General features: G+C 59.9%; 21 protein-coding genes. 12 read left to right on the top strand and 9 right to left on the bottom strand.

Annotated features, from left to right (window positions below):
- Window positions 1-285: 285 nt before the first annotated feature.
- Both KI797_RS09605 and KI797_RS09600 read right to left on the bottom strand, forming a co-directional pair.
- A complete protein-coding gene (locus KI797_RS09605; protein WP_026141915.1) occupies window positions 286-1,266 on the bottom strand; it encodes an IS5-like element IS5 family transposase in 981 nt (326 codons plus the stop codon).
- A 91-nt stretch (window positions 1,267-1,357) separates the two neighbouring features.
- A complete protein-coding gene (locus KI797_RS09600) occupies window positions 1,358-2,077 on the bottom strand; it encodes a hypothetical protein (protein ID WP_226172776.1) in 720 nt (239 codons plus the stop codon).
- A 53-nt stretch (window positions 2,078-2,130) separates the two neighbouring features.
- On the opposite strand from KI797_RS09600, the gene KI797_RS09595 reads away from it, so the two are divergent.
- On the top strand, window positions 2,131-3,111 hold the full coding sequence (locus KI797_RS09595; RefSeq protein ID WP_026141181.1) for an IS5-like element IS5 family transposase: 981 nt from the start codon (window positions 2,131-2,133) through the stop codon (window positions 3,109-3,111).
- 107 nt (window positions 3,112-3,218) lie between these two features.
- Here KI797_RS09595 and KI797_RS09590 read toward each other — a convergent pair whose 3' ends face one another.
- Window positions 3,219-3,713, bottom strand: a complete 495-nt coding sequence (locus tag KI797_RS09590) for a hypothetical protein (RefSeq protein WP_226172774.1) — start codon at window positions 3,711-3,713, stop codon at window positions 3,219-3,221.
- Window positions 3,714-4,155: 442 nt separating this feature from the next.
- Between KI797_RS09590 and KI797_RS09585 the strand changes: the two genes are divergently transcribed.
- Window positions 4,156-5,136 (top strand): IS5-like element IS5 family transposase, encoded by a 981-nt coding sequence (locus KI797_RS09585; protein WP_026141181.1) that lies wholly within the window; start codon window positions 4,156-4,158, stop codon window positions 5,134-5,136.
- Window positions 5,137-5,243: 107 nt separating this feature from the next.
- On the opposite strand, the gene KI797_RS09580 is transcribed toward KI797_RS09585, so the two are convergent.
- Window positions 5,244-5,738 (bottom strand): hypothetical protein, encoded by a 495-nt coding sequence (locus KI797_RS09580; protein WP_226172774.1) that lies wholly within the window; start codon window positions 5,736-5,738, stop codon window positions 5,244-5,246.
- A gap of 442 nt (window positions 5,739-6,180) precedes the next feature.
- On the opposite strand from KI797_RS09580, the gene KI797_RS09575 reads away from it, so the two are divergent.
- Window positions 6,181-7,161: an IS5-like element IS5 family transposase gene (locus KI797_RS09575; protein ID WP_026141915.1), complete on the top strand. Its 981-nt coding sequence runs from the start codon at window positions 6,181-6,183 to the stop codon at window positions 7,159-7,161.
- Between the two features lie 150 nt (window positions 7,162-7,311).
- On the opposite strand, the gene KI797_RS09570 is transcribed toward KI797_RS09575, so the two are convergent.
- The 5 genes from KI797_RS09570 to fadI form a co-directional block, all read right to left on the bottom strand.
- On the bottom strand, window positions 7,312-8,196 hold the full coding sequence (locus KI797_RS09570) for an AEC family transporter (RefSeq protein ID WP_043129909.1): 885 nt from the start codon (window positions 8,194-8,196) through the stop codon (window positions 7,312-7,314).
- A gap of 12 nt (window positions 8,197-8,208) precedes the next feature.
- Window positions 8,209-8,766 carry a YaeQ family protein gene (locus tag KI797_RS09565; protein ID WP_043129908.1) on the bottom strand — a complete coding sequence of 186 codons (558 nt, stop codon included), beginning with the start codon at window positions 8,764-8,766 and terminating at the stop codon, window positions 8,209-8,211.
- Window positions 8,767-8,953: 187 nt separating this feature from the next.
- Window positions 8,954-9,094 (bottom strand): TIGR02808 family protein, encoded by a 141-nt coding sequence (locus tag KI797_RS09560; protein ID WP_081934454.1) that lies wholly within the window; start codon window positions 9,092-9,094, stop codon window positions 8,954-8,956.
- Between the two features lie 274 nt (window positions 9,095-9,368).
- Window positions 9,369-11,516: a fatty acid oxidation complex subunit alpha FadJ gene (gene fadJ, locus KI797_RS09555; RefSeq protein ID WP_226173064.1), complete on the bottom strand. Its 2,148-nt coding sequence runs from the start codon at window positions 11,514-11,516 to the stop codon at window positions 9,369-9,371.
- Window positions 11,516-12,826: an acetyl-CoA C-acyltransferase FadI gene (fadI, locus tag KI797_RS09550; protein WP_226172771.1), complete on the bottom strand. Its 1,311-nt coding sequence runs from the start codon at window positions 12,824-12,826 to the stop codon at window positions 11,516-11,518. Before fadI ends, fadJ begins: the two co-directional genes overlap by 1 nt.
- Before the next feature lie 194 nt (window positions 12,827-13,020).
- Here fadI and KI797_RS09545 point away from each other — a divergent pair, with 194 nt between their 5' ends.
- From KI797_RS09545 to KI797_RS09505, 9 genes are all read left to right on the top strand, one after another.
- Complete coding sequence (locus tag KI797_RS09545; protein ID WP_226172769.1) at window positions 13,021-13,971, top strand: AAA family ATPase; 951 nt, start codon at window positions 13,021-13,023, stop codon at window positions 13,969-13,971.
- A gap of 12 nt (window positions 13,972-13,983) precedes the next feature.
- Window positions 13,984-14,874, top strand: a complete 891-nt coding sequence (locus tag KI797_RS09540) for a DUF58 domain-containing protein (RefSeq protein ID WP_226172767.1) — start codon at window positions 13,984-13,986, stop codon at window positions 14,872-14,874.
- Entirely contained in the window at window positions 14,859-15,422 is a 564-nt protein-coding gene (locus KI797_RS09535; RefSeq protein ID WP_226172765.1) for a DUF4381 family protein, read from the top strand. The genes KI797_RS09540 and KI797_RS09535 overlap by 16 nt, the downstream gene beginning before the upstream one ends.
- Window positions 15,419-16,396, top strand: a complete 978-nt coding sequence (locus KI797_RS09530; protein WP_226172763.1) for a VWA domain-containing protein — start codon at window positions 15,419-15,421, stop codon at window positions 16,394-16,396. Before KI797_RS09535 ends, KI797_RS09530 begins: the two co-directional genes overlap by 4 nt.
- 21 nt (window positions 16,397-16,417) lie before the next feature.
- Window positions 16,418-17,893, top strand: coding sequence for a vWA domain-containing protein (locus tag KI797_RS09525; RefSeq protein WP_226172761.1), 1,476 nt, complete (start codon window positions 16,418-16,420; stop codon window positions 17,891-17,893).
- Window positions 17,894-17,922: 29 nt separating this feature from the next.
- A complete protein-coding gene (locus KI797_RS09520) occupies window positions 17,923-19,458 on the top strand; it encodes a BatD family protein (protein ID WP_226172759.1) in 1,536 nt (511 codons plus the stop codon).
- Between the two features lie 39 nt (window positions 19,459-19,497).
- Complete coding sequence (locus KI797_RS09515) at window positions 19,498-20,088, top strand: sigma-70 family RNA polymerase sigma factor (protein WP_082030011.1); 591 nt, start codon at window positions 19,498-19,500, stop codon at window positions 20,086-20,088.
- Window positions 20,081-20,824 (top strand): DUF3379 domain-containing protein, encoded by a 744-nt coding sequence (locus KI797_RS09510; protein WP_226172756.1) that lies wholly within the window; start codon window positions 20,081-20,083, stop codon window positions 20,822-20,824. Before KI797_RS09515 ends, KI797_RS09510 begins: the two co-directional genes overlap by 8 nt.
- A gap of 408 nt (window positions 20,825-21,232) precedes the next feature.
- Window positions 21,233-22,519 carry an outer membrane protein transport protein gene (locus tag KI797_RS09505; protein WP_226172753.1) on the top strand — a complete coding sequence of 429 codons (1,287 nt, stop codon included), beginning with the start codon at window positions 21,233-21,235 and terminating at the stop codon, window positions 22,517-22,519.
- The last annotated feature ends 75 nt before the right edge of the window (window positions 22,520-22,594 follow it).

The following is a 22,594-nucleotide window of genomic DNA, read 5'->3' as shown; positions in this document are numbered from 1 at the left end:
CACATAAGGCTAAGCACGTAGGCAAAAGTTATGAGGCAGATATCAGGCAACATAAAAGGCCCCTAGATTCACTGTGCTATCACAGAGTACCGAGAGACCTTTAGGAGGCGAGTTTATGGTGGGTGTCAGGTGATTACTAGGGAAGGTGCGAATAAGCGGGGAAATTCTTCTCGGCTGACTCAGTCATTTCATTTTTTCAGTTTGAGCCGATCTTTTCTCCCGTAAATGCCTTGAATCAGCCTATTTAGACCGTTTCTTCGCCATTTAAGGCGTTATTCCCAGTTTTTAGTGAGATCTCTCCCACTGACGTATCATTTGGTCCGCCCGAAACAGGTTGGCCAGCGTGAATAACATCGCCAGTTGGTTATCGTTTTTCAGCAACCCCTTGTATCTGGCTTTCACGAAGCCGAACTGTCGCTTGATGATGCGAAATGGGTGCTCCACCTTGGCCCGGATGCTGGCTTTCATGTATTCGATGTTGATGGCCGTTTTGTTCTTGCGTGGATGCTGTTTCAAGGTTCTTACCTTGCCGGGGCGCTCGGCGATCAGCCAGTCCACATCCACCTCAGCCAGCTCCTCGCGCTGTGGCGCCCCTTGGTAGCCGGCATCGGCTGAGACAAATTGCTCCTCTCCATGCAGCAGATTACCCAGCTGATTGAGGTCATGCTCGTTGGCCGCGGTGGTGACTAGGCTGTGGGTCAGGCCACTCTTGGCATCGACACCAATGTGGGCCTTCATGCCAAAGTGCCACTGATTGCCTTTCTTGGTCTGATGCATCTGCGGATCGCGTTGCTGCTCTTTGTTCTTGGTCGAGCTGGGTGCCTCAATGATGGTGGCATCGACCAAGGTGCCTTGAGTCATCATGACGCCTGCTTCGGCCAGCCAGCGATTGATGGTCTTGAACAATTGGCGGGCCAGTTGATGCTGCTCCAGCAGGTGGCGGAAATTCATGATGGTGGTGCGGTCCGGCAAGGCGCTATCCAGGGATAACCGCGCAAACAGACGCATGGAGGCGATTTCGTACAGAGCATCTTCCATCGCGCCATCGCTCAGGTTGTACCAATGCTGCATGCAGTGAATGCGCAGCATGGTTTCCAGCGGATAGGGCCGACGACCATTACCGGCTTTGGGATAAAACGGCTCGATGACTTCCACCATGTTTTGCCATGGCAGAATCTGCTCCATGCGGGACAAGAAAATCTCTTTTCTGGTCTGACGGCGCTTACTGCTGAATTCACTGTCGGCGAAGGTAAGTTGATGACTCATGATGAACCCTGTTCCATGGCTCCAGATGACAAACATGATCTCATATCAGGGACTTGTTCGCACCTTCCCTAGATCTGTACAGCTTGTATTTTTATAAGCCTACGTCTTTTTGTTTTTCAACATCTCTGTCACATGATTCTTTATTAGTAAAACTATATTCAAGAGTCAGATAACCGTTATCTCCAGTGGTTGCCCCAGCGAACAACCCAATCTCCAATAATTCGTTTGGCAATGGATTTTTTTCCTTACCCCAGACACTATATAAATATCTATCCTCTTTTTGTAACCCACGCATCCAATACTGAGGGTCATTCCACAATGACCCTGATACTAGGAAATCCGTTCTTTTGTGAGAGCCATAACGTTCGTCTAGTTTTCTCTCAAAATCATCAAATTCGGATTTTAACTGGATACCATGTCCATTCGTCGGGATATCCTTCCCAACCCCTTTGATCCAACAAAGCCCAGTTTTATCTGATATTTTAACGACATACTGCTCAAATTGAGGATGAGCCTTAGGTGGGGTATCTAACATATAAACCCCCGTGCTAACGGGCGTCAAATGCCCCTTAAACATCTCCTTGGTCATCCCCATAGCCAAACCAAATGGACCGTCTGCAGCTAATATGTCCCCCTTATCAGCTACCGAAGCAGGTGCCATCGCTGGTTCATTGACAGTATTCGAAATGCTTGATGTAGGAGAATTATCTGGTTTGCTATTTGGTTCAGCGCTAGCTTTCACTGTGAAAGGCAACCCGTATTTTGCGACTAAAAGCTGCTGTTGAAGAAGTGCTAGGGAAGGTGCGAACAAGTCCCTGATATGAGATCATGTTTGTCATCTGGAGCCATGGAACAGGGTTCATCATGAGTCATCAACTTACCTTCGCCGACAGTGAATTCAGCAGTAAGCGCCGTCAGACCAGAAAAGAGATTTTCTTGTCCCGCATGGAGCAGATTCTGCCATGGCAAAACATGGTGGAAGTCATCGAGCCGTTTTATCCCAAAGCCGGTAATGGTCGTCGGCCCTATCCGCTGGAAACCATGCTGCGCATTCACTGCATGCAGCATTGGTACAACCTGAGCGATGGCGCGATGGAAGATGCTCTGTACGAAATCGCCTCCATCCGTCTGTTTGCCCGGTTATCCCTGGATAGCGCCTTGCCGGACCGCACCACCATCATGAATTTCCGCCACCTGCTGGAGCAGCATCAACTGGCCCGCCAATTGTTCAAGACCATCAATCGCTGGCTGGCCGAAGCAGGCGTCATGATGACTCAAGGCACCTTGGTCGATGCCACCATCATTGAGGCACCCAGCTCGACCAAGAACAAAGAGCAGCAACGCGATCCGCAGATGCATCAGACCAAGAAAGGCAATCAGTGGCACTTTGGCATGAAGGCCCACATTGGTGTCGATGCCAAGAGTGGCCTGACCCACAGCCTAGTCACCACCGCGGCCAACGAGCATGACCTCAATCAGCTGGGTAATCTGCTGCATGGAGAGGAGCAATTTGTCTCAGCCGATGCCGGCTACCAAGGGGCGCCACAGCGCGAGGAGCTGGCTGAGGTGGATGTGGACTGGCTGATCGCCGAGCGCCCCGGCAAGGTAAGAACCTTGAAACAGCATCCACGCAAGAACAAAACGGCCATCAACATCGAATACATGAAAGCCAGCATCCGGGCCAAGGTGGAGCACCCATTTCGCATCATCAAGCGACAGTTCGGCTTCGTGAAAGCCAGATACAAGGGGTTGCTGAAAAACGATAACCAACTGGCGATGTTATTCACGCTGGCCAACCTGTTTCGGGCGGACCAAATGATACGTCAGTGGGAGAGATCTCACTAAAAACTGGGAATAACGCCTTAAATGGCGAAGAAACGGTCTAAATAGGCTGATTCAAGGCATTTACGGGAGAAAAGATCGGCTCAAACTGAAAAAATGAAATGACTGAGTCAGCCGAGAAGAATTTCCCCGCTTATTCGCACCTTCCCTAGAGTCTGCTCTTGGGTTGCAACAGTCGACATACTGATTGCTGCTATCAGACCACCGCTATACTGTGCCGCTTTTGCTTTAGCTTCCACCAGTTGTTGCTTTACTTGTTCAATTTCGCTTTGTAGTGACTGAGCTCGCTCGGGGTTAGGTTGACTGGTTGGTGCAATGACAGTCACCTTCGCACCAGTTTCAATTGCTTGAATGCGTTGATTAACTATGTCTCTACTCAACTTCAGTGTTTCTTCTCGCACCTGCATGATAGTCTTAATCAGCCCGCCGTTGTACTGCGCTATTTCGCCGGAAACAATGTCTATTTCTTGTCCCAGCCTATCTCGCTCTTGTTTGAGCTGGCTGACCAGCTGTTTCTCTTGTGGCGTTAACGTCCTTGGTTCATTACAAGCAGCAAGAATAAAAGCTGAACAAACCAGTAATGCTATCTGAGTTTTTTTAAACATTGTGCCCTCTTCTCCGCAGTCCAAACTTCAATACTGAATCAGTAACCTGTCAACAAAGCCTGTATGACCATCCGCAGCCTAAACCCATTTTCAGTTACTACACTGACCAGTCAGCCATAAAAATAAAGCCCATCAAATGGGGTTATTCTGTATCTGTGAAGAAACACGCACTTTAAAGTTAGTTTCCTCATTTAATAAAAGGATCTTGTTGCATACGTTGCTACACCAACTGCCTTTGCTCCACCACAATCGCATATTGGAGACATCGACAGTCCATACTTAAGAGCCCATAGATTCGTTCAGCGAAGCGTAATCGGACATTCGCGATAGCAATAAAAAGGACGCCATCAGGCGTCCTTGAATACAACGACTAGGGAAGGTGCGAACAAGTCCCTGATATGAGATCATGTTTGTCATCTGGAGCCATGGAACAGGGTTCATCATGAGTCATCAACTTACCTTCGCCGACAGTGAATTCAGCAGTAAGCGCCGTCAGACCAGAAAAGAGATTTTCTTGTCCCGCATGGAGCAGATTCTGCCATGGCAAAACATGGTGGAAGTCATCGAGCCGTTTTATCCCAAAGCCGGTAATGGTCGTCGGCCCTATCCGCTGGAAACCATGCTGCGCATTCACTGCATGCAGCATTGGTACAACCTGAGCGATGGCGCGATGGAAGATGCTCTGTACGAAATCGCCTCCATCCGTCTGTTTGCCCGGTTATCCCTGGATAGCGCCTTGCCGGACCGCACCACCATCATGAATTTCCGCCACCTGCTGGAGCAGCATCAACTGGCCCGCCAATTGTTCAAGACCATCAATCGCTGGCTGGCCGAAGCAGGCGTCATGATGACTCAAGGCACCTTGGTCGATGCCACCATCATTGAGGCACCCAGCTCGACCAAGAACAAAGAGCAGCAACGCGATCCGCAGATGCATCAGACCAAGAAAGGCAATCAGTGGCACTTTGGCATGAAGGCCCACATTGGTGTCGATGCCAAGAGTGGCCTGACCCACAGCCTAGTCACCACCGCGGCCAACGAGCATGACCTCAATCAGCTGGGTAATCTGCTGCATGGAGAGGAGCAATTTGTCTCAGCCGATGCCGGCTACCAAGGGGCGCCACAGCGCGAGGAGCTGGCTGAGGTGGATGTGGACTGGCTGATCGCCGAGCGCCCCGGCAAGGTAAGAACCTTGAAACAGCATCCACGCAAGAACAAAACGGCCATCAACATCGAATACATGAAAGCCAGCATCCGGGCCAAGGTGGAGCACCCATTTCGCATCATCAAGCGACAGTTCGGCTTCGTGAAAGCCAGATACAAGGGGTTGCTGAAAAACGATAACCAACTGGCGATGTTATTCACGCTGGCCAACCTGTTTCGGGCGGACCAAATGATACGTCAGTGGGAGAGATCTCACTAAAAACTGGGAATAACGCCTTAAATGGCGAAGAAACGGTCTAAATAGGCTGATTCAAGGCATTTACGGGAGAAAAGATCGGCTCAAACTGAAAAAATGAAATGACTGAGTCAGCCGAGAAGAATTTCCCCGCTTATTCGCACCTTCCCTAGAGTCTGCTCTTGGGTTGCAACAGTCGACATACTGATTGCTGCTATCAGACCACCGCTATACTGTGCCGCTTTTGCTTTAGCTTCCACCAGTTGTTGCTTTACTTGTTCAATTTCGCTTTGTAGTGACTGAGCTCGCTCGGGGTTAGGTTGACTGGTTGGTGCAATGACAGTCACCTTCGCACCAGTTTCAATTGCTTGAATGCGTTGATTAACTATGTCTCTACTCAACTTCAGTGTTTCTTCTCGCACCTGCATGATAGTCTTAATCAGCCCGCCGTTGTACTGCGCTATTTCGCCGGAAACAATGTCTATTTCTTGTCCCAGCCTATCTCGCTCTTGTTTGAGCTGGCTGACCAGCTGTTTCTCTTGTGGCGTTAACGTCCTTGGTTCATTACAAGCAGCAAGAATAAAAGCTGAACAAACCAGTAATGCTATCTGAGTTTTTTTAAACATTGTGCCCTCTTCTCCGCAGTCCAAACTTCAATACTGAATCAGTAACCTGTCAACAAAGCCTGTATGACCATCCGCAGCCTAAACCCATTTTCAGTTACTACACTGACCAGTCAGCCATAAAAATAAAGCCCATCAAATGGGGTTATTCTGTATCTGTGAAGAAACACGCACTTTAAAGTTAGTTTCCTCATTTAATAAAAGGATCTTGTTGCATACGTTGCTACACCAACTGCCTTTGCTCCACCACAATCGCATATTGGAGACATCGACAGTCCATACTTAAGAGCCCATAGATTCGTTCAGCGAAGCGTAATCGGACATTCGCGATAGCAATAAAAAGGACGCCATCAGGCGTCCTTGAATACAACGACTAGGGAAGGTGCGAACAAGTCCCTGATATGAGATCATGTTTGTCATCTGGAGCCATGGAACAGGGTTCATCATGAGTCATCAACTTACCTTCGCCGACAGTGAATTCAGCAGTAAGCGCCGTCAGACCAGAAAAGAGATTTTCTTGTCCCGCATGGAGCAGATTCTGCCATGGCAAAACATGGTGGAAGTCATCGAGCCGTTTTATCCCAAAGCCGGTAATGGTCGTCGGCCCTATCCGCTGGAAACCATGCTGCGCATTCACTGCATGCAGCATTGGTACAACCTGAGCGATGGCGCGATGGAAGATGCTCTGTACGAAATCGCCTCCATGCGTCTGTTTGCGCGGTTATCCCTGGATAGCGCCTTGCCGGACCGCACCACCATCATGAATTTCCGCCACCTGCTGGAGCAGCATCAACTGGCCCGCCAATTGTTCAAGACCATCAATCGCTGGCTGGCCGAAGCAGGCGTCATGATGACTCAAGGCACCTTGGTCGATGCCACCATCATTGAGGCACCCAGCTCGACCAAGAACAAAGAGCAGCAACGCGATCCGCAGATGCATCAGACCAAGAAAGGCAATCAGTGGCACTTTGGCATGAAGGCCCACATTGGTGTCGATGCCAAGAGTGGCCTGACCCACAGCCTAGTCACCACCGCTGCCAACGAGCATGACCTCAATCAGCTGGGTAATCTGCTGCATGGAGAGGAGCAATTTGTCTCAGCCGATGCCGGCTACCAAGGGGCGCCACAGCGCGAGGAGCTGGCTGAGGTGGATGTGGACTGGCTGATCGCCGAGCGCCCCGGCAAGGTAAGAACCTTGAAACAGCATCCACGCAAGAACAAAACGGCCATCAACATCGAATACATGAAAGCCAGCATCCGGGCCAAGGTGGAGCACCCATTTCGCATCATCAAGCGACAGTTCGGCTTCGTGAAAGCCAGATACAAGGGGTTGCTGAAAAACGATAACCAACTGGCGATGTTATTCACGCTGGCCAACCTGTTTCGGGCGGACCAAATGATACGTCAGTGGGAGAGATCTCACTAAAAACTGGGAATAACGCCTTAAATGGCGAAGAAACGGTCTAAATAGGCTGATTCAAGGCATTTACGGGAGAAAAGATCGGCTCAAACTGAAAAAATGAAATGACTGAGTCAGCCGAGAAGAATTTCCCCGCTTATTCGCACCTTCCCTAGGTCAACTCCCCAGATGCAGCGCCAACCAGACCGCCAGGGGGATCACCACCACAGAGAGCGCATTGCCACCGAGTACTATGCTGGCCACCTTGTCGGGCTGGCACTGGTACTGCTCGCACAGCATGTAGTTAAGCACCGCCGGGGGCAGCGCCACCGAGAGTGTCAGGAGCGGTATCCAGTCAGGATCCAGGGGCAGCAGCCAGACGGCGATCCCAAGAGAGATCCCCCCCGCCAGTAGATAGAGCAGGTTGCATTTGAGCGCCAGCCCCAGGTGGCCCAGCTCCCCCTCCATCAGCCGGATGCCTAAGGCAAACAGCATCAGGGGCACCGCTATCTGGCCGAGCAGGGAGGCGCTGGTCACCAGATAGTCCGGCAGCGGGATCTGCAAGTTGGCCACCAGCAGTCCTGCCAGAGCCGCCCACAGCATGGGGCTGCGCAGCCAGAGCCAGCGCGAGGCATTGGCCGAGAGGATAAACATGCCCACCGAGAAGTGGAGCAGGTTGGAGAGCACGAAGAGGATGACGATGGCGCCGAGCTGCTGCTCACCAAAGGCCAGCACCATCAGCGGGATGCCGAGGTTGCCGGTGTTGCGAAACATGGCGGGCAAGATGAGCGCCGCTCGCTCTATGCCCTTGAGTCTGAGCAGGGAGAGCAGCAAGCCCGGCAGCAGGATCACCAGGGCCCCGGCCGCGATAAGCGGCAGGTGGGCCGCCAGATCCAGCGGGTATTTCACCAGCGCCGAGAAGACCAGCGCCGGGGAGAAGAGCTCTATGTTGGCCCGGTTGATGTAACCGAGTTCGGCTCCCCCGCGCAGCCGCCCGTAGAGGGCGCCGAGGCCCGCCACCGCAAACACCGGGATGACGATATCGAGCAGGGCACTGAGCATGGGGAGTCCGTCTTAGAGTTCGCGGGCGGGGCGCCCCATCAGCACCACGGGATCCAGGGTGACCTCCAGGGTGCCGTTGCTGACCCAGAGCTGGCCGTCCGAGATGGTGCAGGTGAGCTGCATGGTACGCTCCACCATGGCGGTCAGGGGCAGGGTCTGGCTGTCGGAGAGCTCGATCACGGTGAGGTTGTCGTGCAGGCCGAGCTTGCCCTGGTTCTGCTTCCACCAAACGCTGGTGCCGCGGCCACCGTAGAGATAGAGCACCACTTGACGGGAGCGGTTGCACGCTTTCTTGAGGCGCTTCTCGTCGGGCTGGCCGAGTTCAATCCAGAGCTCGATCTCGTCGGAGTAGTTCTTGCGCCAAAGCTCTGGCTCGTCGTCCGCCGAGAGTCCCTTGGTGAACTCCAGCCGCTCGGCGGCGTGCCAGGCAAAGGCCGCCAGCCGGATCATCATCCGCTCGTCGGTCTCGGAGGGGTGACGGGCCAGGGTGAGGGAGAAGTCCTGATAGAGATTGCGGTCCATGTCAGACAAGCTGATCTGGGCCTTGAAGATGGTTGCCTTGAGCGCCATAGAAATCGTGAACACCTGATAAAAGAAAAAGGGCGGACATGCCGGGCGCCAGTGTAATCAAAATGGCCGCCGGGTTCGACCATATTGACCACAGTTGCCCCACTTGGGCCTGGATAAGTGCCTTAAAAGACACATAAAACAAATGCCAGTCGTGAGACTGGCATTTGGCGGCATGAACGAGAGTGACTCACTTCTCGGCGGACTTGACCCCGAAGGCATTGAGCAGCAGGCAGCAGATCACTGCCACGGCCACGAAGCCGCTCAGGAAGATAAAGGGCATGGCCCCGTATCCCAATATGTTCCAGATGGTTTGTTCAAGCAGACTCATAACGTGTCCTTCATCCAGTGAAATGGGTGTCCCTTTCGTGACGGAGTAGTCCCCGTTCCTGATAAGGCTATTTGACCTCAACCGGCGCCTGAGTCCTATGCCACCAAAGTAATAAATGGGGCACCAGTTTGCGCCAGATCAATGATTTGGCCCCTGATGTGCCGATTTTTTGCCCATGGGGCGAGCGTTCCCCCCTTCCCTGCTCACGGTCAGACAAAAAATGCGAGGCGACCCCGGGGTCGCCTCGCATACATCCTTTGCATGTCGCCTGGGATCAGTAGAAGCGCTGCTGCTCCGCCGCCATTGCCTTGAGGCGTGCACAGGGGGCGAAGCGATCGCCATGGCGCTTCTGGTAGTACTCGAGGCGCCCCACCAGGTGATCGATGCCGAGGCTGTCCATGTAGCGGAAGGGACCGCCCAGGAAGGGCGGGAAGCCGATGCCGAAGATGGCACCTATGTCGCCATCACGGGCCGAGGCCACCACGCCGCTGTCGAGCGCCATGGCCGCTTCGTTGAGCATCAGCAGCACGCAGCGCTCGGCGATCTCCTGGCGGGCCAGCTTGGGCGACACCTTGACCCCGAGCACTGCGTAGACGCTCTCGTCCACCGTCTTCTTGCCCTCCTTGCCAGTGAGCTTGTTGCGCGGCGCCGCCTTGCCGTAGAGGTAGAAGCCCTTGCCGTTCTTGCGCCCCTTGCGATCGTCTTGCAGCAGCTTGTCAAAGGCCTTGGGGGCCTGGAACTGCTCGCCGCCGAGCTCTTTCTCGAGGATGGGGGAGATCTTGGCCCCCACGTCGATACCGACCTCATCGAGCAAGGTGATAGGGCCGACCGGGAAGCCGAAGTCCAGCAGGGCACTGTCCAGCACCTCCACCGGTTCCCCTTCCAGCACCAGGCGCGCCGCCTCGTTCATGTAGGGGGCCAGGATGCGGTTGACGTAGAAGCCCGCCTCGTCTTTCACCACGATAGGCGTCTTGCCCTGGGCCCGGGCGAAGGCCAGGGTGGTGGCCACCGTCTCGGCGCTGGTGCCGGCGTGAGGGATGACTTCCGCGAGCGGCATCTTGTCTACCGGGCTGAAGTAGTGCAGCCCCACCACCCGCTCCGGATGGGCGGCATTGGCCGCTATCTGGTGGATGGGCAGGGAGGAGGTGTTGGAAGCAAAGACGGTGTGATCACCGCACTCGCGCTCCACGTCCGCCACCATCTGGTGCTTGAGGGCGAGATCTTCAAACACCGCCTCCACCACCATGTCCACCCGGTGGAAACCGGAATAGTCGAGGGTGCCGGTAAGCAGGCTCATCTGCTTCTCCAGCTCGCTGCGCAGCAGTTGGCGGCGCTTGAGCTTCCTGGCCAGCAGGTCATAGCTGTAGCGCATGGCGTTGCCGATGCCGGCGCTCCCTACGTCCTTGATCCGCACCGGCACCCCGGCCTTGGTGGCGGTGACGAAGGCGATACCCCCCCCCATCAGGCCACCGCCCAGCACGGCGGCATGGGCCACCTTGCGCGGCTCGGCGCCCTGGTAGCTGACCTCTTTCTTCATCTCTGTGGTGGCGAAGAAAATCGAGCGCAGAGCGGCAGATTCCGCCGTCATCACCAGCTCGCCAAAGTGGCGGGACTCGGCGGCGAGGCCGGCCTGCATCCCCTCCTCCACGCCGATGCGCACCACCTCGAGGATCCGCTCAGGGGCCGGGTAGTTGCCACGGGTCTTGGCTTTTACTCCCTTGCGGGCCTGATCGAACAGCACCTTGCGACCCAGGGCATTGGTCTCCAGCACCTTGCCCTGCAGATCCCGCTTCAGCTGATGGCGGGGCTTGCCCTTCTTGGCAAGCTTGATGGCGGCCTCCAGCAGGATAGTGGGGGGCACCACGTCATCCACCAGCCCCAGTTTCTTGGCCTGCTTGGCCCGCACCTGCTTGCCGGTCAGCATCAGATCCAGCGCCTTGGCCACCCCGATGAGGCGCGGCAGCCGCTGGGTACCGCCGGAGCCCGGCAGCAGACCGAGCTGTACTTCCGGCAGGCCCAGCACGGTTTTAGCGTGATCTGTCACCACCCGGCCATGGCAGGCCAGCGCCAGCTCCAGCCCGCCACCGAGGCAGGGGCCGTGAATGGCGGCGATCACCGGAATGGTCAGCGCCTCGATCTCGGCAAACACAATCTGCCCTTCCCGCGACAGTGTCTCGGCGTCCTGGGCACTGGTGCAGGCGGCCAGCATGCTGATGTCGGCCCCGGCGATGAAGGAGTCCTTCTTGCCGGAGGCGATCACCAGGCCGATCAGATCGCGGTTCCCCTTTATCTCGGCCAGCACGGTGCGGATCTCGTCTGCGAAGGCGGCCTTCAGGGTGTTCATGCTCTCACCGGGCACATCCATGGTGAGGATGCCGATGCCGTCTTTGCGAATATCCAGTGAAAAAGTCTTAGCGCTCATCATTCAACCTCCAGCACCATGGCCACACCCAGCCCACCCGCCGCACAGGCGGTGTTGAGCCCCAGTCCCCCACCCCGACGCCGCAGCTCGTGCAGGGTCTGGGTGATCATGCGCGCACCTGTGGCGGCAAAGGGGTGGCCATAGGCCAAAGAGCCGCCGAGGACGTTGAATTTGTCCATATCCACCTCGCCGATGGCCTGATCCCGGCCCAATTTGTCGCGGGCAAATTCGGCACTGGCAAACATCTTGAGGTTGGCCAGGGTCTGGGCGGCAAAGGCTTCGTGCATGTCGATGAGAGTCAGATCGGCCAGCGTGATACCGGCCCTGTCCAGCGCCAGCGGCGTGGCATAGGAGGGGCCCATCAGCATGTCCTGCCAGACGTCGATGGCGGAGAACGCGAAGCTGCGAATATAACCGAGGGGCTCGAGACCGAGCTCTTTGGCCCGCCCTTCGCGCATCAGCAGCACGGCAGCGGCGCCGTCGGTGAGCGGGGTGGCGTTGGCGGCGGTGACGGAGCCATGCCGCCGGTCAAACACCGGCTTTAGCTTGGCGTAACTCGCCAGATCCGAGCTTTCGCGGATGTTGTTGTCTCGCTCCAGCGGCGATTTGTAGGGGGGCACATGGGCGGTGAACACCTCGCCACTGAGCTTGCCCTCGGCCCAGGCTTGCGCCGCCAGCGTATGGGAGCGGTGGGCCAGGACATCTTGCGCCTCGCGGCTGATCTGGTGGCTCTTGGCCATCTGCTCGGCGGTCTGTCCCATGGAGAGGCCGGTGGAGTACTCGGCCACTGCGGGCGGCACCGGCATCAGATCCTTGATACGCAGACGACGCAGGATATTGAAACGCTGCTGCAGATTGCGCGCCTTGTTGAGATCCACCAGGGCGCGGGCCAGGGTCTTGCTCACCCCGATGGGGAGCACGGAAGAGGAGTCGGCCCCGCCGGCGATGGCGATGTCGACCGTGCCGGCCATGATGGATTCGGTGACGTTGGCTACCGCCTGGAAACTGGTGGCACAGGCGCGCGACACACTATAGGCATCCGTGCTGACGCTCATGCCGGTGCCGAGCACGATCTCGCGGGCGATGTTGGGCGCTTCCGGCATCTGTACCACCTGGCCGAACACCAGCTGGTCGATGAGCTTGGGATCGAGATCGGTGCGGGCGAGCAGCTCGCTCACCACCAGTTTGCCGAGATCCACCGCAGGCACGCCGTGGAAGGCCGTGGCCTGCTTGGCAAAGGGGGTTCGCAGACCCGCCACGACGGCAATCCGTTCGCCCTGGCGAGTCGTCAGTTTCAATGGCTGTTTCATCCTGGCTCCTTGGTTAAACGAGAAGATTAAAAGGGAGAGGTCTGACCTCATAGCGCCACATCTTAACAATCCAATCACAACTTTCATACGGCTGATTGAAACTAAATTGTCCCCATCTTGGCCCCCTCCCTCGCCCTTGGGGACTAACTGGAGTATAAAAAGATCAACTTCCATAAAAACAACGGGTTCATTGCATGGCGGCGGCAGAATTCAGAGCACTTGGGGACTATCTTGGCAGTCAGGTTCTGGGACAGGCCCCCCTCATCGAGGGGCTGCTGATCGCCCTGCTATGTGAAGGACATGTGTTGATCGAGGGGGCACCGGGGCTGGCCAAGACCCGGGCAGTCAAGGCGCTGGCCGGCGCCGTCGAGGGGCGCTTCGCCCGCATCCAGTTCACCCCGGATCTGCTCCCCGCCGATCTCACCGGCAGCGAGGTGTTTCACCCGCAAGATGCCAGCTTCGTGTTCCAGCCCGGCCCCTTGTTCAACCACCTGGTGCTGGCGGACGAGATCAACCGGGCTCCGGCCAAGGTGCAGTCCGCCCTGCTGGAGGCCATGGCCGAGCACCAGATCACTGTGGGCAAGAAGAGCTGGCGCCTGCCGCCGCTCTTTATGGTGGCGGCGACCCAGAACCCCATAGAGCAGGAGGGCACCTATCCCCTGCCAGAGGCCCAGCTCGACCGCTTTTTGCTCAAGCTGCTGGTGGATTACCCCAGCCCCGCCATGGAGCTGGCCATCTTGCAGCTCAACGCCGGGGGCGACGCCCTGCCGCCGCCCCCCGTGACCCTGAGCCAGGCCGCCTTGCTCTCGGCCCGCAGCGCGGTGCAGGCCGTGCAGATACAGACCAGGCTAGAGCACTATCTGGTGCAGCTGATCTGTGCCACCCGCCCCGGCAGCGGCCTCTGCCCCGAGCTCGAATCCCTCATTGCGGTAGGCGCCAGCCCCAGGGCCAGCATAGGCCTGGCCCGCGCCGCCCGCGCCCGAGCCTGGCTCGCCGGGCGCGACTTCGTGCTGCCGGAAGACATCCAGCAACTGGCCCCGGCCATCTTGCGTCACCGCCTCATTCCCAGTTATCAGGCCCTGGCGGACAATCTCGACAACGACACCCTGATTGCCCGTCTGCTGGATCTTATCCCATGCCCCTGATGAGCAACCCCCATGACCAGATCCGCTGATCCCCGCGCCCATCCCGACATCGCCCTGCCCCTGGCCCAGTTGCTGGCCATCCGGCTGTGGGCGAGACAAGGTCAGCGGGCGCGCATTCACCTGGCGCGTCAAGGGCGGCTCGGGCGACAGCCGGGTCTGAATTTTCGTGAGCTGCGCCTCTATCAGGCCGGGGACGAGGTGCGCCACATCGACTGGCGGGTCACCGCCCGCCTCGGCCGCCCCCACACCCGGCTGTATGCCGAGGAGCAGGAGCAGGCCCACTGGCTGCTGCTGGATCTCTCCCCCGCCATGTATTTCGGCTCTGGCTCCCAGCTCAAGGCCCGCCTCGGCTGTGAGCTTGCCGCCGCCTTGCTCTGGCAGGGGGAGAAGCAGGCAAACACCCTGGTCTGCCACGGGGTGGAGACCCGCAGCGAGTCTCAGCGTGACTCCCTGATCCCCCTGCTGGAGGCGCTCTGTCATCACTATGAGGCGGGGCTGGATCGCGCCCCTCTGCCTCACTCCCTGGCCCAGACCCTGGCGCGCCTCAGCCTGCCCCATGGCGCCAGACTGACATTGATCAGCCACCATCAGCCCCTTGATCAGGGGCTCTTCCAGCAGTTGCAACGCCTCGGCCAGCGCCACGACATCCACTATTGGCAGATCCGGGATCCCCTGGAGGCAGCCCTGCCCGAGCAGGGGCAACTGGCGGTGCAATCGGGCAAGCGCAGCGGCTGGCTCGACGCCGGGCAGGCCCTCTTTCGCTGGCGCTACCAGGCCGCGGCAAGGCAGCAGGCCGACGCCAGCCAGCAGCAGCTGTTGCCCCTGGTACAACGCCTATACCGCCTCGACAACGGCTTGCCGCTGCAACGCCAGTGGCAGGAGGCTGGATGCCGTCTGTTTTGAGCGCCCCTCAAACTGCCCCCCTCCAGCACGAGCCTGGGGAGATCTTCTCGCTGACGCGGCTTCAGGAGATCCAGGGACAGCTTCGCGACATCCATCCGGGCCCGCCCCTGGAGAGCACGAGCGATCCCCGTTTGCTGGCCTGGGGCTGGCTGCTGATCGCCGTGCTCGCCGCTTTACTGATCTGGGCCACGATAAACACCCTGTGGCGTCAGCACCGCTGGGCACGCCAGATAGACTGGCAGGCCGCCGATCTGGTGCCTGGCCTGCAGGCCGCGCTGAGAGAGGCGGCCATCGCCCGCTGGCCGGAGGCGCGCGCCCTGCAAGGGGATGAATGGCTCGCCTGGCTCGACCGCCGGGGGGGCTGTCATTTTGGCGAGTTCGCCCACCAGTGGCCGGGTTGGCTCTATGGCTCAGACACCCCGGATGAGGCGCAGCGGGCGCGGCTGCGCCTTGCCTACCTCAGCTGGGGGCGCCGCTGCGTCAGCGCACCGCACTGGATGGCGCGCCCTGTGTTGTGGCGCCGCACGCGCAGCGGAGGGGCCAGATGATCCTCGCCTGGCCCTGGTTTGCCTTCGCCCTAGCGCTGCCGCTGCTGGTGCGCTTCGGCCTGCCCCCAGTCTCTCGCACCGGCCGCGCCAGGCTGGCCCATGCCGGCTTCCCCCTGCTGCTGCCCCAGGCCGGGCAGCCCCAGTGGCGCATGGCACTGTGCTGGTGTGCCCTGGTGCTGGCCCTGTGCCGCCCTCAGTGGCAGGAGGCCCCCCTCATTCACTACCAGGCCAGCCGGGATCTCATCCTGGCGGTGGATCTCTCCGACAGCATGCGCACCCAGGACATGCTGGACGAGGGGGAGCAGCGCGATCGCCTCTCTGCGGTGCGCCAGCAGATAACGCAGCTCATCGGCGAGCGCCCCGGCGATCGCATCGCCCTCATCGTCTTTGCGGATCACGCCTACCTGCTCTCCCCCCTGACCCAGGAGACCCGGGCCCTGCTGGCACTGACCCGCGAGCTCGATTTCGATCTGGTGGGTCGCACCACGGCGCTCGGTGAGGCCATACTGCTGGCCCGCCAGCACGCCGACCCCGCCCGCCCCACCGCCCTGCTGCTGGTGACGGACGGGCGCAACACCGCGGGCAACGCAGAGCCCCTGACCGAGGCCAGGCGGGCCGCCGCCGCAGGCATCCGCCTCTATACCCTGGGGGTGGGGGCCGATCCCGATACCTTCGCCTCCCCCCTGGGAGGGGCCGATCCCAGCGCGGAGCTGGATGAACCCTTGTTGCAGCAATTGGCCGAACTTGGCCATGGCCGCTATTTTCGCGCCCGCAGCCAGGCCGATCTCTCGGCCATCAATCAGGCCATAGACACCCTGGAGCCGGCCGCCCGCCCGCAGACCCTCTATCGTCCCCACCATGAGCTCTATCCCTGGCCCCTGGCGCTGGCCTGGCTGCTGCTGGTGTGGCCGGCCCGACTGCGCTGGCCGGGGCGGCGAACGGACAGGGACGTTCCGGAGCCGCCCCATGAATAAGTGGCTTGAAGGAGCGTCATCATGGAGCTGATGCTGCTGCGCCCGTTCTGGCTGCTGGCCCTGCTGCCCTGGCTGTGGCAGGGGTGGCGCCGTCGTCGGCAGCGCCCCCTGCTGGCCCCCGCCATGCAGGCCTATCTGTTGCCGGCCCGGGGCCGGGCCATCCCCTGGCTCTGGCTGGCCACCCTGCCGATGATCCTGGCTCTCGCGGGCCCCGCCCTGCGCCAGCAGAGCCAGACCGTCAGCAGCCCAGCCCTCGACATTTGGTTGCTGGATCTCTCAAGCTCCATGCAGGCCAAGGATCTGCACCCGGATCGGGCGACCCGGGTGCGGCTGTTGCTTCAGGACATGCTGGCCGAGGCGGCGGCCCGGCAGGCGCCCCATCCCCTCGGACTCATCCTGTTTGCCGGGGATGCCTACCTCGCCATGCCCCCTACCCGGGATCATCAGGCCATCTCGCTGCTGCTGCCGGACTTGCGCCCGGCCATCATGCCGCTTCAGGGCAGCGCGCCGGAGCGGGCCGTGGCACTGGCCCTGGCGCAGATCCCCCCGGGCCAGCAGGCGCGCCTGCTGCTCATCACCGACGGCCTCTCGGAAAGCCAGATGATGCGCATCGCCGCTCTCTGGCCCTGTCTGGATACCCTCTTCTGTCCGCAGTCGCCGTCCCCCCGGCTCGACATCCTGCTGGCCAATGCCGGCGAGAGCGCTGCGCTGCCCACGCCCCCCGCCGAGGGGGGGCGACTCGGCAGCGCCCTGGGACAGACTCTTCCGGAACCGGACGGTGCCGCCATGGCGGATCTCGCGGCCAGCACAGGGGGAAGATTGCAATGGCTGCAGGCCGGGCTCCCCTTCTTTGCCCCCCTGCCCATGAGCCAGACCCAGACCGGGGCCAGGTCCCTCGATCTCGGCCCCTGGTTGCTGCTTCCTCTGCTGCCCCTGGCGCTGCTGGCCCGCATAGGGGCCCAGTGGTTGCTGCTGCTCATGGTGGTGTTCATCCCCCCGCCCCCCCTGCAGGCGGCGCCCGCCCCCTGGTGGCCCGCCCAGGAGGCGCCGGGCTGGCACGCCTTCTCCCAGGGGCGTTATCAGGAGGCAGCCCGCGCCTTCCAGGACCCCGTCTGGCAGGGCAATGCCTGGTACAGGGCCGGTGACCATGCCAGGGCCGTCGCCGCCTATGGCCGAGCCGACACGGCCACCGCCCACTACAACAGGGGCAATGCGCTGGTCTGGATGGGGGATCTCAAGGGGGCCGAGCTGGCCTACCTGGCCGCCCTCAAGCGGGAGCCCGGGCACCAGGATGCCCTCCATAACCTGGCGCTGCTGCGAGCCAGCCCCCCACAGGCGGCCCCTTCTGCACAGGCCCCCGAGAGCGGCGAGCCTCCCGAGCCCTCTGCCGCCCCGGACAACCCCCGCCCCCCGGCGCCCCCCGTGCTCTTGCTGGAGCAGCGGCTGCGCAAGGAGGCCGAACGCCGCCCCCTTATCAAGGTGGAGGAGCCCTGGTGATCCCCTGGCTGCATTCATTCATCCGGTTTATGAAAGTGCCAAGCGGCTGGTGGCTGCTCGCCATGCTGCTGGCCGCCCAGGTACAGACCGCTCAAGTGCAGGCGGCCCCCCCTCGCGCCGAGCTGCTGGCGGGGGAGAACGATCGCGACTGGTTGCTCGTCATCGAAGCCGACGGGGAGCTCAAGGGCGACGAGCTCAGCCTGCTCCCCCTGCTGCGTCAGTTTGCGGTAGGCCGGGTCAGCATCAGCCGCGTCAATACCGAGGTGAGCAGCCTGATCCGCTGGCAGATCCCGCTTCACCTGCTGGAGACCAGTCCCCGCCAGGTGCCTCCCTTGACCCTCGGCGCCGAACAGACGCCCGCGCTACCCATTCCGACGCGTCCCCGGACGGGCGCCCTGATGCCGCAACCCGAGGCACGAGTCTCCCCCGTGGAGCTGCAGGCCAGGGTGCTGCATCAGGGCCCTCTCTACCCGGGGCAACCCTTCATCTATGAGCTGAGCCTCTGGCTGCCCGCCAACATGGAGGCCCCCAACCTCGGCGAGCCCCTCGGTCAAGGCTTCACCATACGCCGCCTCGGCGATGATCGCTGGGAGTCCCCCGCCAGCCCCGGCATGCCAGGGCGCCTGATCCGCAAGTGGCTGCTCCAAGCCAGGGAGCCCGGGCTGCATCCCCTGGAGTCCCCCCGTTTCCAGGGTCGATTGCCCCAGGGCCCGGACACCGCCGCGCAAAACGACGCGGGGGATCTGCTTTCCGCCAGAGCGGCCACCCTCTTGGTCAAGGTAGACAAGGCACCGGTGGAGCCGGTGGCGAGCAGCCTGATCCTGCGCCAGCAGTTCAGTCCGGCCAGGGGAGCCAGCGTCGGGGAGCCGGTGATCCGCACCCTCACCCTGGTGATGGAAGGAGGGGATGGCAACCGCCTGCCACAGATCCCGGCCCCGGCATTGCCGCAGGGTCTTTCGATGAAACCGGACGGCGAGCAGCAGCAGGAGCGTTTCGTGGCCAAGGGGGCGCTGCGCTTCGAACGCCAGTGGCGCCAGGCCCTGACCGCACAAGCCCCAGGCAGCTATACCCTGCCCGCCTTAACCCTCTCCTGGTTCAACACCCGGACCGGGCGCATCGAGCAGGCCCGCCTGCCGACGCAGACCCTGCACATCGAGGGCGACGCCGCCCCCTCCGATCCCGCCAGGGCGCCGGGCGCAGAGAGCCTCCACTGGGTGCTGTGGGCGCTGCTGCTGCGCGCCCTGTGCCAAGGCGGGCCGCGCTGGCTCGCCTTCTATCGGCTGCAACGGGCCCTGGCGACCCGGGAACCTGACCCGGCCAGATGGGCCTTGCTGGCCTGGGCAGCGCTGCGCTTGGGACGGCCTTGCCAGCACCTGGCCAACCTGCCCTGTCATAGCGATCCCGCCATGGGCACGCTGCTCGATGACCTGGACAGGGCCTGTTTTGCCGCCCCTGGCGCTGCCAGCCAAGGGGTCGACTGGCAGAGGCTCGCCCAGTCGCTGTGCGCCAGGGAGACTTTTGCGATAGCCTATGTCCTCAGAAAACTGGCGTGGGCACATCCTTGACGCCTGCGGCAAACCACTCATGAAAAAGGAATCGCATTCATGACGTTAGGTTTTTTTAGAAAAAAAAAGGCAGGAACGGGAAAGGATCCCTCGGCCACCCCGGTCTATGGGGATATGGCAGACAAACAAACGAAATACGAGGCCCTGGTGCACGCCCTGCACGGGGACATCTACCGCTACGCCTACTGGCTGTGCCGGGATCCCCAAGTCGCCGAGGATCTGGTGCAGGAGACCTTCCTGCGAGCCTGGAAGGCGCTCGACTCCCTGGTCGATGACAAGGCCGCCAAGGCCTGGCTCATCACCATCTTGCGGCGGGAAAATGCCCGGCGCTTCGAGCGCAAGCAGTTCGATCTCATCGATCTCGACGAGCATCCCCAAAGCGATCCGGATGCGCTGCACAGCGAGCAGGAGATGGAACACGAATGGCTTCGGCGCCACATCGCCCGCCTGCCTGCCGAATATCAGGAACCCCTGCTGTTGCAGGTGCTGGGGGGATTCAGCGGCGAGGAGATCGCCGCCCAGCTCGGCCTGAACAAGAACACCGTCATGACGCGGCTGTTCCGGGCTCGCAACCAGATCAAAGAGGCCATGGAGGCTGCGGTACAACAGAGAGGTCACACCAATGGATGAGTTTGAATTTCGCCGCCGGGCCATCACCCATCCCTCGGACAGGGATCCGGCCTTCCTCGCCGCGGCAGAGGCATCTTCCGCCAATCGCAAGCATCTGGACGAGATGAAGCAGCTGGACAGCAAACTGCGCCGCACCCTGGAGGTGGAGGTGCCCGCCGGTCTCGCCGAGCGGATCCTGCTCCGCCAGGCGATGGACGCGAGCGAGGATGTGGTGATGCCACTGCCCCCCCCGACCAAAGGCAGAGGTTGGCGCCCGCTCGCCATGGCGGCCTCGGTCGCCTTCCTGCTCGGCATGAGTACCCGCTGGATCAGCTGGCCACCGGCATCGGAGCCGTTGTCGCTGGCCCAGGTGGCCATGGCCCACGTCTATGGGGAGGAGCCCTTCATCCAGGGGGTGGATGAGAAGGTGAGCCTGCAGACCATCAACGCCAAGATGGAAAAATATGGTGCCACCCTGATGGGCATGCCCGGCATGAAGGTAACCTATGTCAATCACTGTGCCTTTTATCAGGGGCCGGCCCTGCACATGGTGATCCAGGGCAAGATGGGCCCGGTAACCCTGTTTCTGGTGCCCAAGCATGTACCACTCACGATCCAGCCCGATTTTGCAGACGGTACCCTCAAGGGGGAGATACTGCCGCTCAAAGGGGCAAACATGGTGTTGATTGGAGACATGCAGGAGTCACTTGCCCCGGTTGCCCAGCAGCTTGAGTCACGCCTGCACTGGTCCATTTAACAGAACTTGACTGGGGCTGACTGGGCCCCCGTCCCCTCCATATCACAGGCAGACACCGTCGTTGTCTGCCTGTTCATCTCAGAATCCCGACGACTTCCCGCTTGATACCCACCTGAAGTCACATTTTTACTATTTTTTTTGAACGATACAAACGACACCTATTGTATGTTATTCATTCAATAATGGATAAAACAGACCATTTAAACGGCAAGTTAAAACAAATGATTAACACAATGGAAACTTTTATGTATTCTGCTGTCACTGGTCTGATTTCTTACCTCCTACCAGATCCATAGAATCACGCCAGAAATGAATGGGAAGAAGCTGACATAACAACAGATCTTGTCGTCTATAGCGGCCAAAGAGCCCTGATGTCGACAGAAAATCTGCTTACAAAGAGAGAACACTATGACAACTGCCTTTTTCAAGAAAAGCCTGATCGCCGCGGCCGTCACCCTGGCCAGCACTCAGACCTTCGCCGCCGCGTTCCAGCTGAACGAACACTCGGCTTCCGGTCTGGGCCGCGCCTATGCCGGGGAAGCAGCCATCGCCGACAATGCGTCCGTGCTGTCCCGTAACCCGGCCGCCATGACCACCTTCGACAAGATGGCACTGTCTGTTTCCGGTACCTATATCAAGCCCGACGTGGATGTCGCGGGCGACATCTATGCCGGTCCGGCCAAGCTGGCCTCTTCCAGCGAGAGCGACATCGCGCCAGATGCCTTCGTGCCGGCCACCTATTTCATCCAGCCCCTGAACGATCAGTGGGCCTGGGGGATTGGCCTGTTCTCCAACTACGGCCTCTCCACCGAGTACTCCAAGACCTTCCCGGCCGGTGCCGGTGCCGGCGATACCGAGCTGTTGACCTTCAATATCAACCCCAACATCGCCTATCGCATCAACTCCAACTTCAGCGTGGGTGCCGGCATCAATGCCGTCTATGCCCAGGCCGAGCTGAACCGCTATGCCGGAGCCCTGGCACCGGGTCTGACTGCCAAGACAGGTATCGTTCACAACAGCGACACCGCCATTGCTCACCTCAAGGGTGATACCTGGGGCTTTGGCTGGAACGTCGGTACCCTGTACGAGATCAATGATAACAACCGCCTGGCCCTGACCTACCGCTCCCAGGTGGACTTGAGCTTTGACGGCGACTTCAAGGGGCTGACCTCCGGCTACCGGACCGTCGATGGCAACCTGAAGCTGGATCTGCCTGCCCAGGCCGAATTCGCCGGTTACCACCGTCTGAACCAGCAGTTCGCGGTGCACTACTCCGTCAACTGGACCGACTGGAGCGCCTTCCAGGAGCTCAAGGCCACCAGCAACGCCTGCGCCGGTGGGGTCTGCCTGCAAAAAGACGAGAAGTTCAAGGATTCTACCCGTTACTCCCTCGGCGGTACCTGGTACGTCAACCCGTCCTGGGAAGCCCGCATCGGCTTCGCCTACGACAACAGCCCGATCGAGCCGGAATACCGCAGCCTGAGCATTCCTGACTCCGACCGTGTCTGGTACAGCGCCGGCGCCACCTACCACATCGATCAGGACATGAGCGTCGATTTCGGCATGGCTTACCTGGATGGCAAGGAAGTGGACGTGAACGAAGGTCTGACCAGCCATACCGATCCGGTTCGCTGGAAGGGCACTTCCCACGGTAACGCCTTCCTGGCTTCCGCCCAGTTCAACATGAAGTTCTGATTTCATCGCGATAAAACAGAGCGCCTCCGGGCGCTCTTTTTTTATGCGACATCCCCATCTCGGCGCACAGCTGTA

The sequence above is a fragment of the Aeromonas media genome (assembly GCF_020423125.1).
Taxonomy (GTDB): domain Bacteria; phylum Pseudomonadota; class Gammaproteobacteria; order Enterobacterales; family Aeromonadaceae; genus Aeromonas; species Aeromonas media.
The sequence above is the reverse complement of the archived record's forward strand: the minus strand, read 5'-3'. Positions and strand labels throughout refer to the sequence as shown.

Coding starts and splice junctions, on each gene's coding strand:
- KI797_RS09595 (WP_026141181.1), top strand. CDS start 2,131: ATGAGTCATCAACTTACCTTCGCCGACAGTGAATTCAGCAGTAAGCGC.
- KI797_RS09570 (WP_043129909.1), bottom strand. CDS start 8,196: ATGCTCAGTGCCCTGCTCGATATCGTCATCCCGGTGTTTGCGGTGGCG.
- KI797_RS09605 (WP_026141915.1), bottom strand. CDS start 1,266: ATGAGTCATCAACTTACCTTCGCCGACAGTGAATTCAGCAGTAAGCGC.
- KI797_RS09585 (WP_026141181.1), top strand. CDS start 4,156: ATGAGTCATCAACTTACCTTCGCCGACAGTGAATTCAGCAGTAAGCGC.
- KI797_RS09505 (WP_226172753.1), top strand. CDS start 21,233: ATGACAACTGCCTTTTTCAAGAAAAGCCTGATCGCCGCGGCCGTCACC.
- KI797_RS09540 (WP_226172767.1), top strand. CDS start 13,984: ATGACCAGATCCGCTGATCCCCGCGCCCATCCCGACATCGCCCTGCCC.
- KI797_RS09510 (WP_226172756.1), top strand. CDS start 20,081: ATGGATGAGTTTGAATTTCGCCGCCGGGCCATCACCCATCCCTCGGAC.
- KI797_RS09520 (WP_226172759.1), top strand. CDS start 17,923: ATGAAAGTGCCAAGCGGCTGGTGGCTGCTCGCCATGCTGCTGGCCGCC.
- KI797_RS09545 (WP_226172769.1), top strand. CDS start 13,021: ATGGCGGCGGCAGAATTCAGAGCACTTGGGGACTATCTTGGCAGTCAG.
- KI797_RS09565 (WP_043129908.1), bottom strand. CDS start 8,766: ATGGCGCTCAAGGCAACCATCTTCAAGGCCCAGATCAGCTTGTCTGAC.
- KI797_RS09530 (WP_226172763.1), top strand. CDS start 15,419: ATGATCCTCGCCTGGCCCTGGTTTGCCTTCGCCCTAGCGCTGCCGCTG.
- fadJ (WP_226173064.1), bottom strand. CDS start 11,516: ATGAGCGCTAAGACTTTTTCACTGGATATTCGCAAAGACGGCATCGGC.
- KI797_RS09580 (WP_226172774.1), bottom strand. CDS start 5,738: ATGTTTAAAAAAACTCAGATAGCATTACTGGTTTGTTCAGCTTTTATT.
- KI797_RS09515 (WP_082030011.1), top strand. CDS start 19,498: ATGACGTTAGGTTTTTTTAGAAAAAAAAAGGCAGGAACGGGAAAGGAT.
- KI797_RS09535 (WP_226172765.1), top strand. CDS start 14,859: ATGCCGTCTGTTTTGAGCGCCCCTCAAACTGCCCCCCTCCAGCACGAG.
- KI797_RS09575 (WP_026141915.1), top strand. CDS start 6,181: ATGAGTCATCAACTTACCTTCGCCGACAGTGAATTCAGCAGTAAGCGC.
- fadI (WP_226172771.1), bottom strand. CDS start 12,826: ATGAAACAGCCATTGAAACTGACGACTCGCCAGGGCGAACGGATTGCC.
- KI797_RS09560 (WP_081934454.1), bottom strand. CDS start 9,094: ATGAGTCTGCTTGAACAAACCATCTGGAACATATTGGGATACGGGGCC.
- KI797_RS09525 (WP_226172761.1), top strand. CDS start 16,418: ATGGAGCTGATGCTGCTGCGCCCGTTCTGGCTGCTGGCCCTGCTGCCC.
- KI797_RS09590 (WP_226172774.1), bottom strand. CDS start 3,713: ATGTTTAAAAAAACTCAGATAGCATTACTGGTTTGTTCAGCTTTTATT.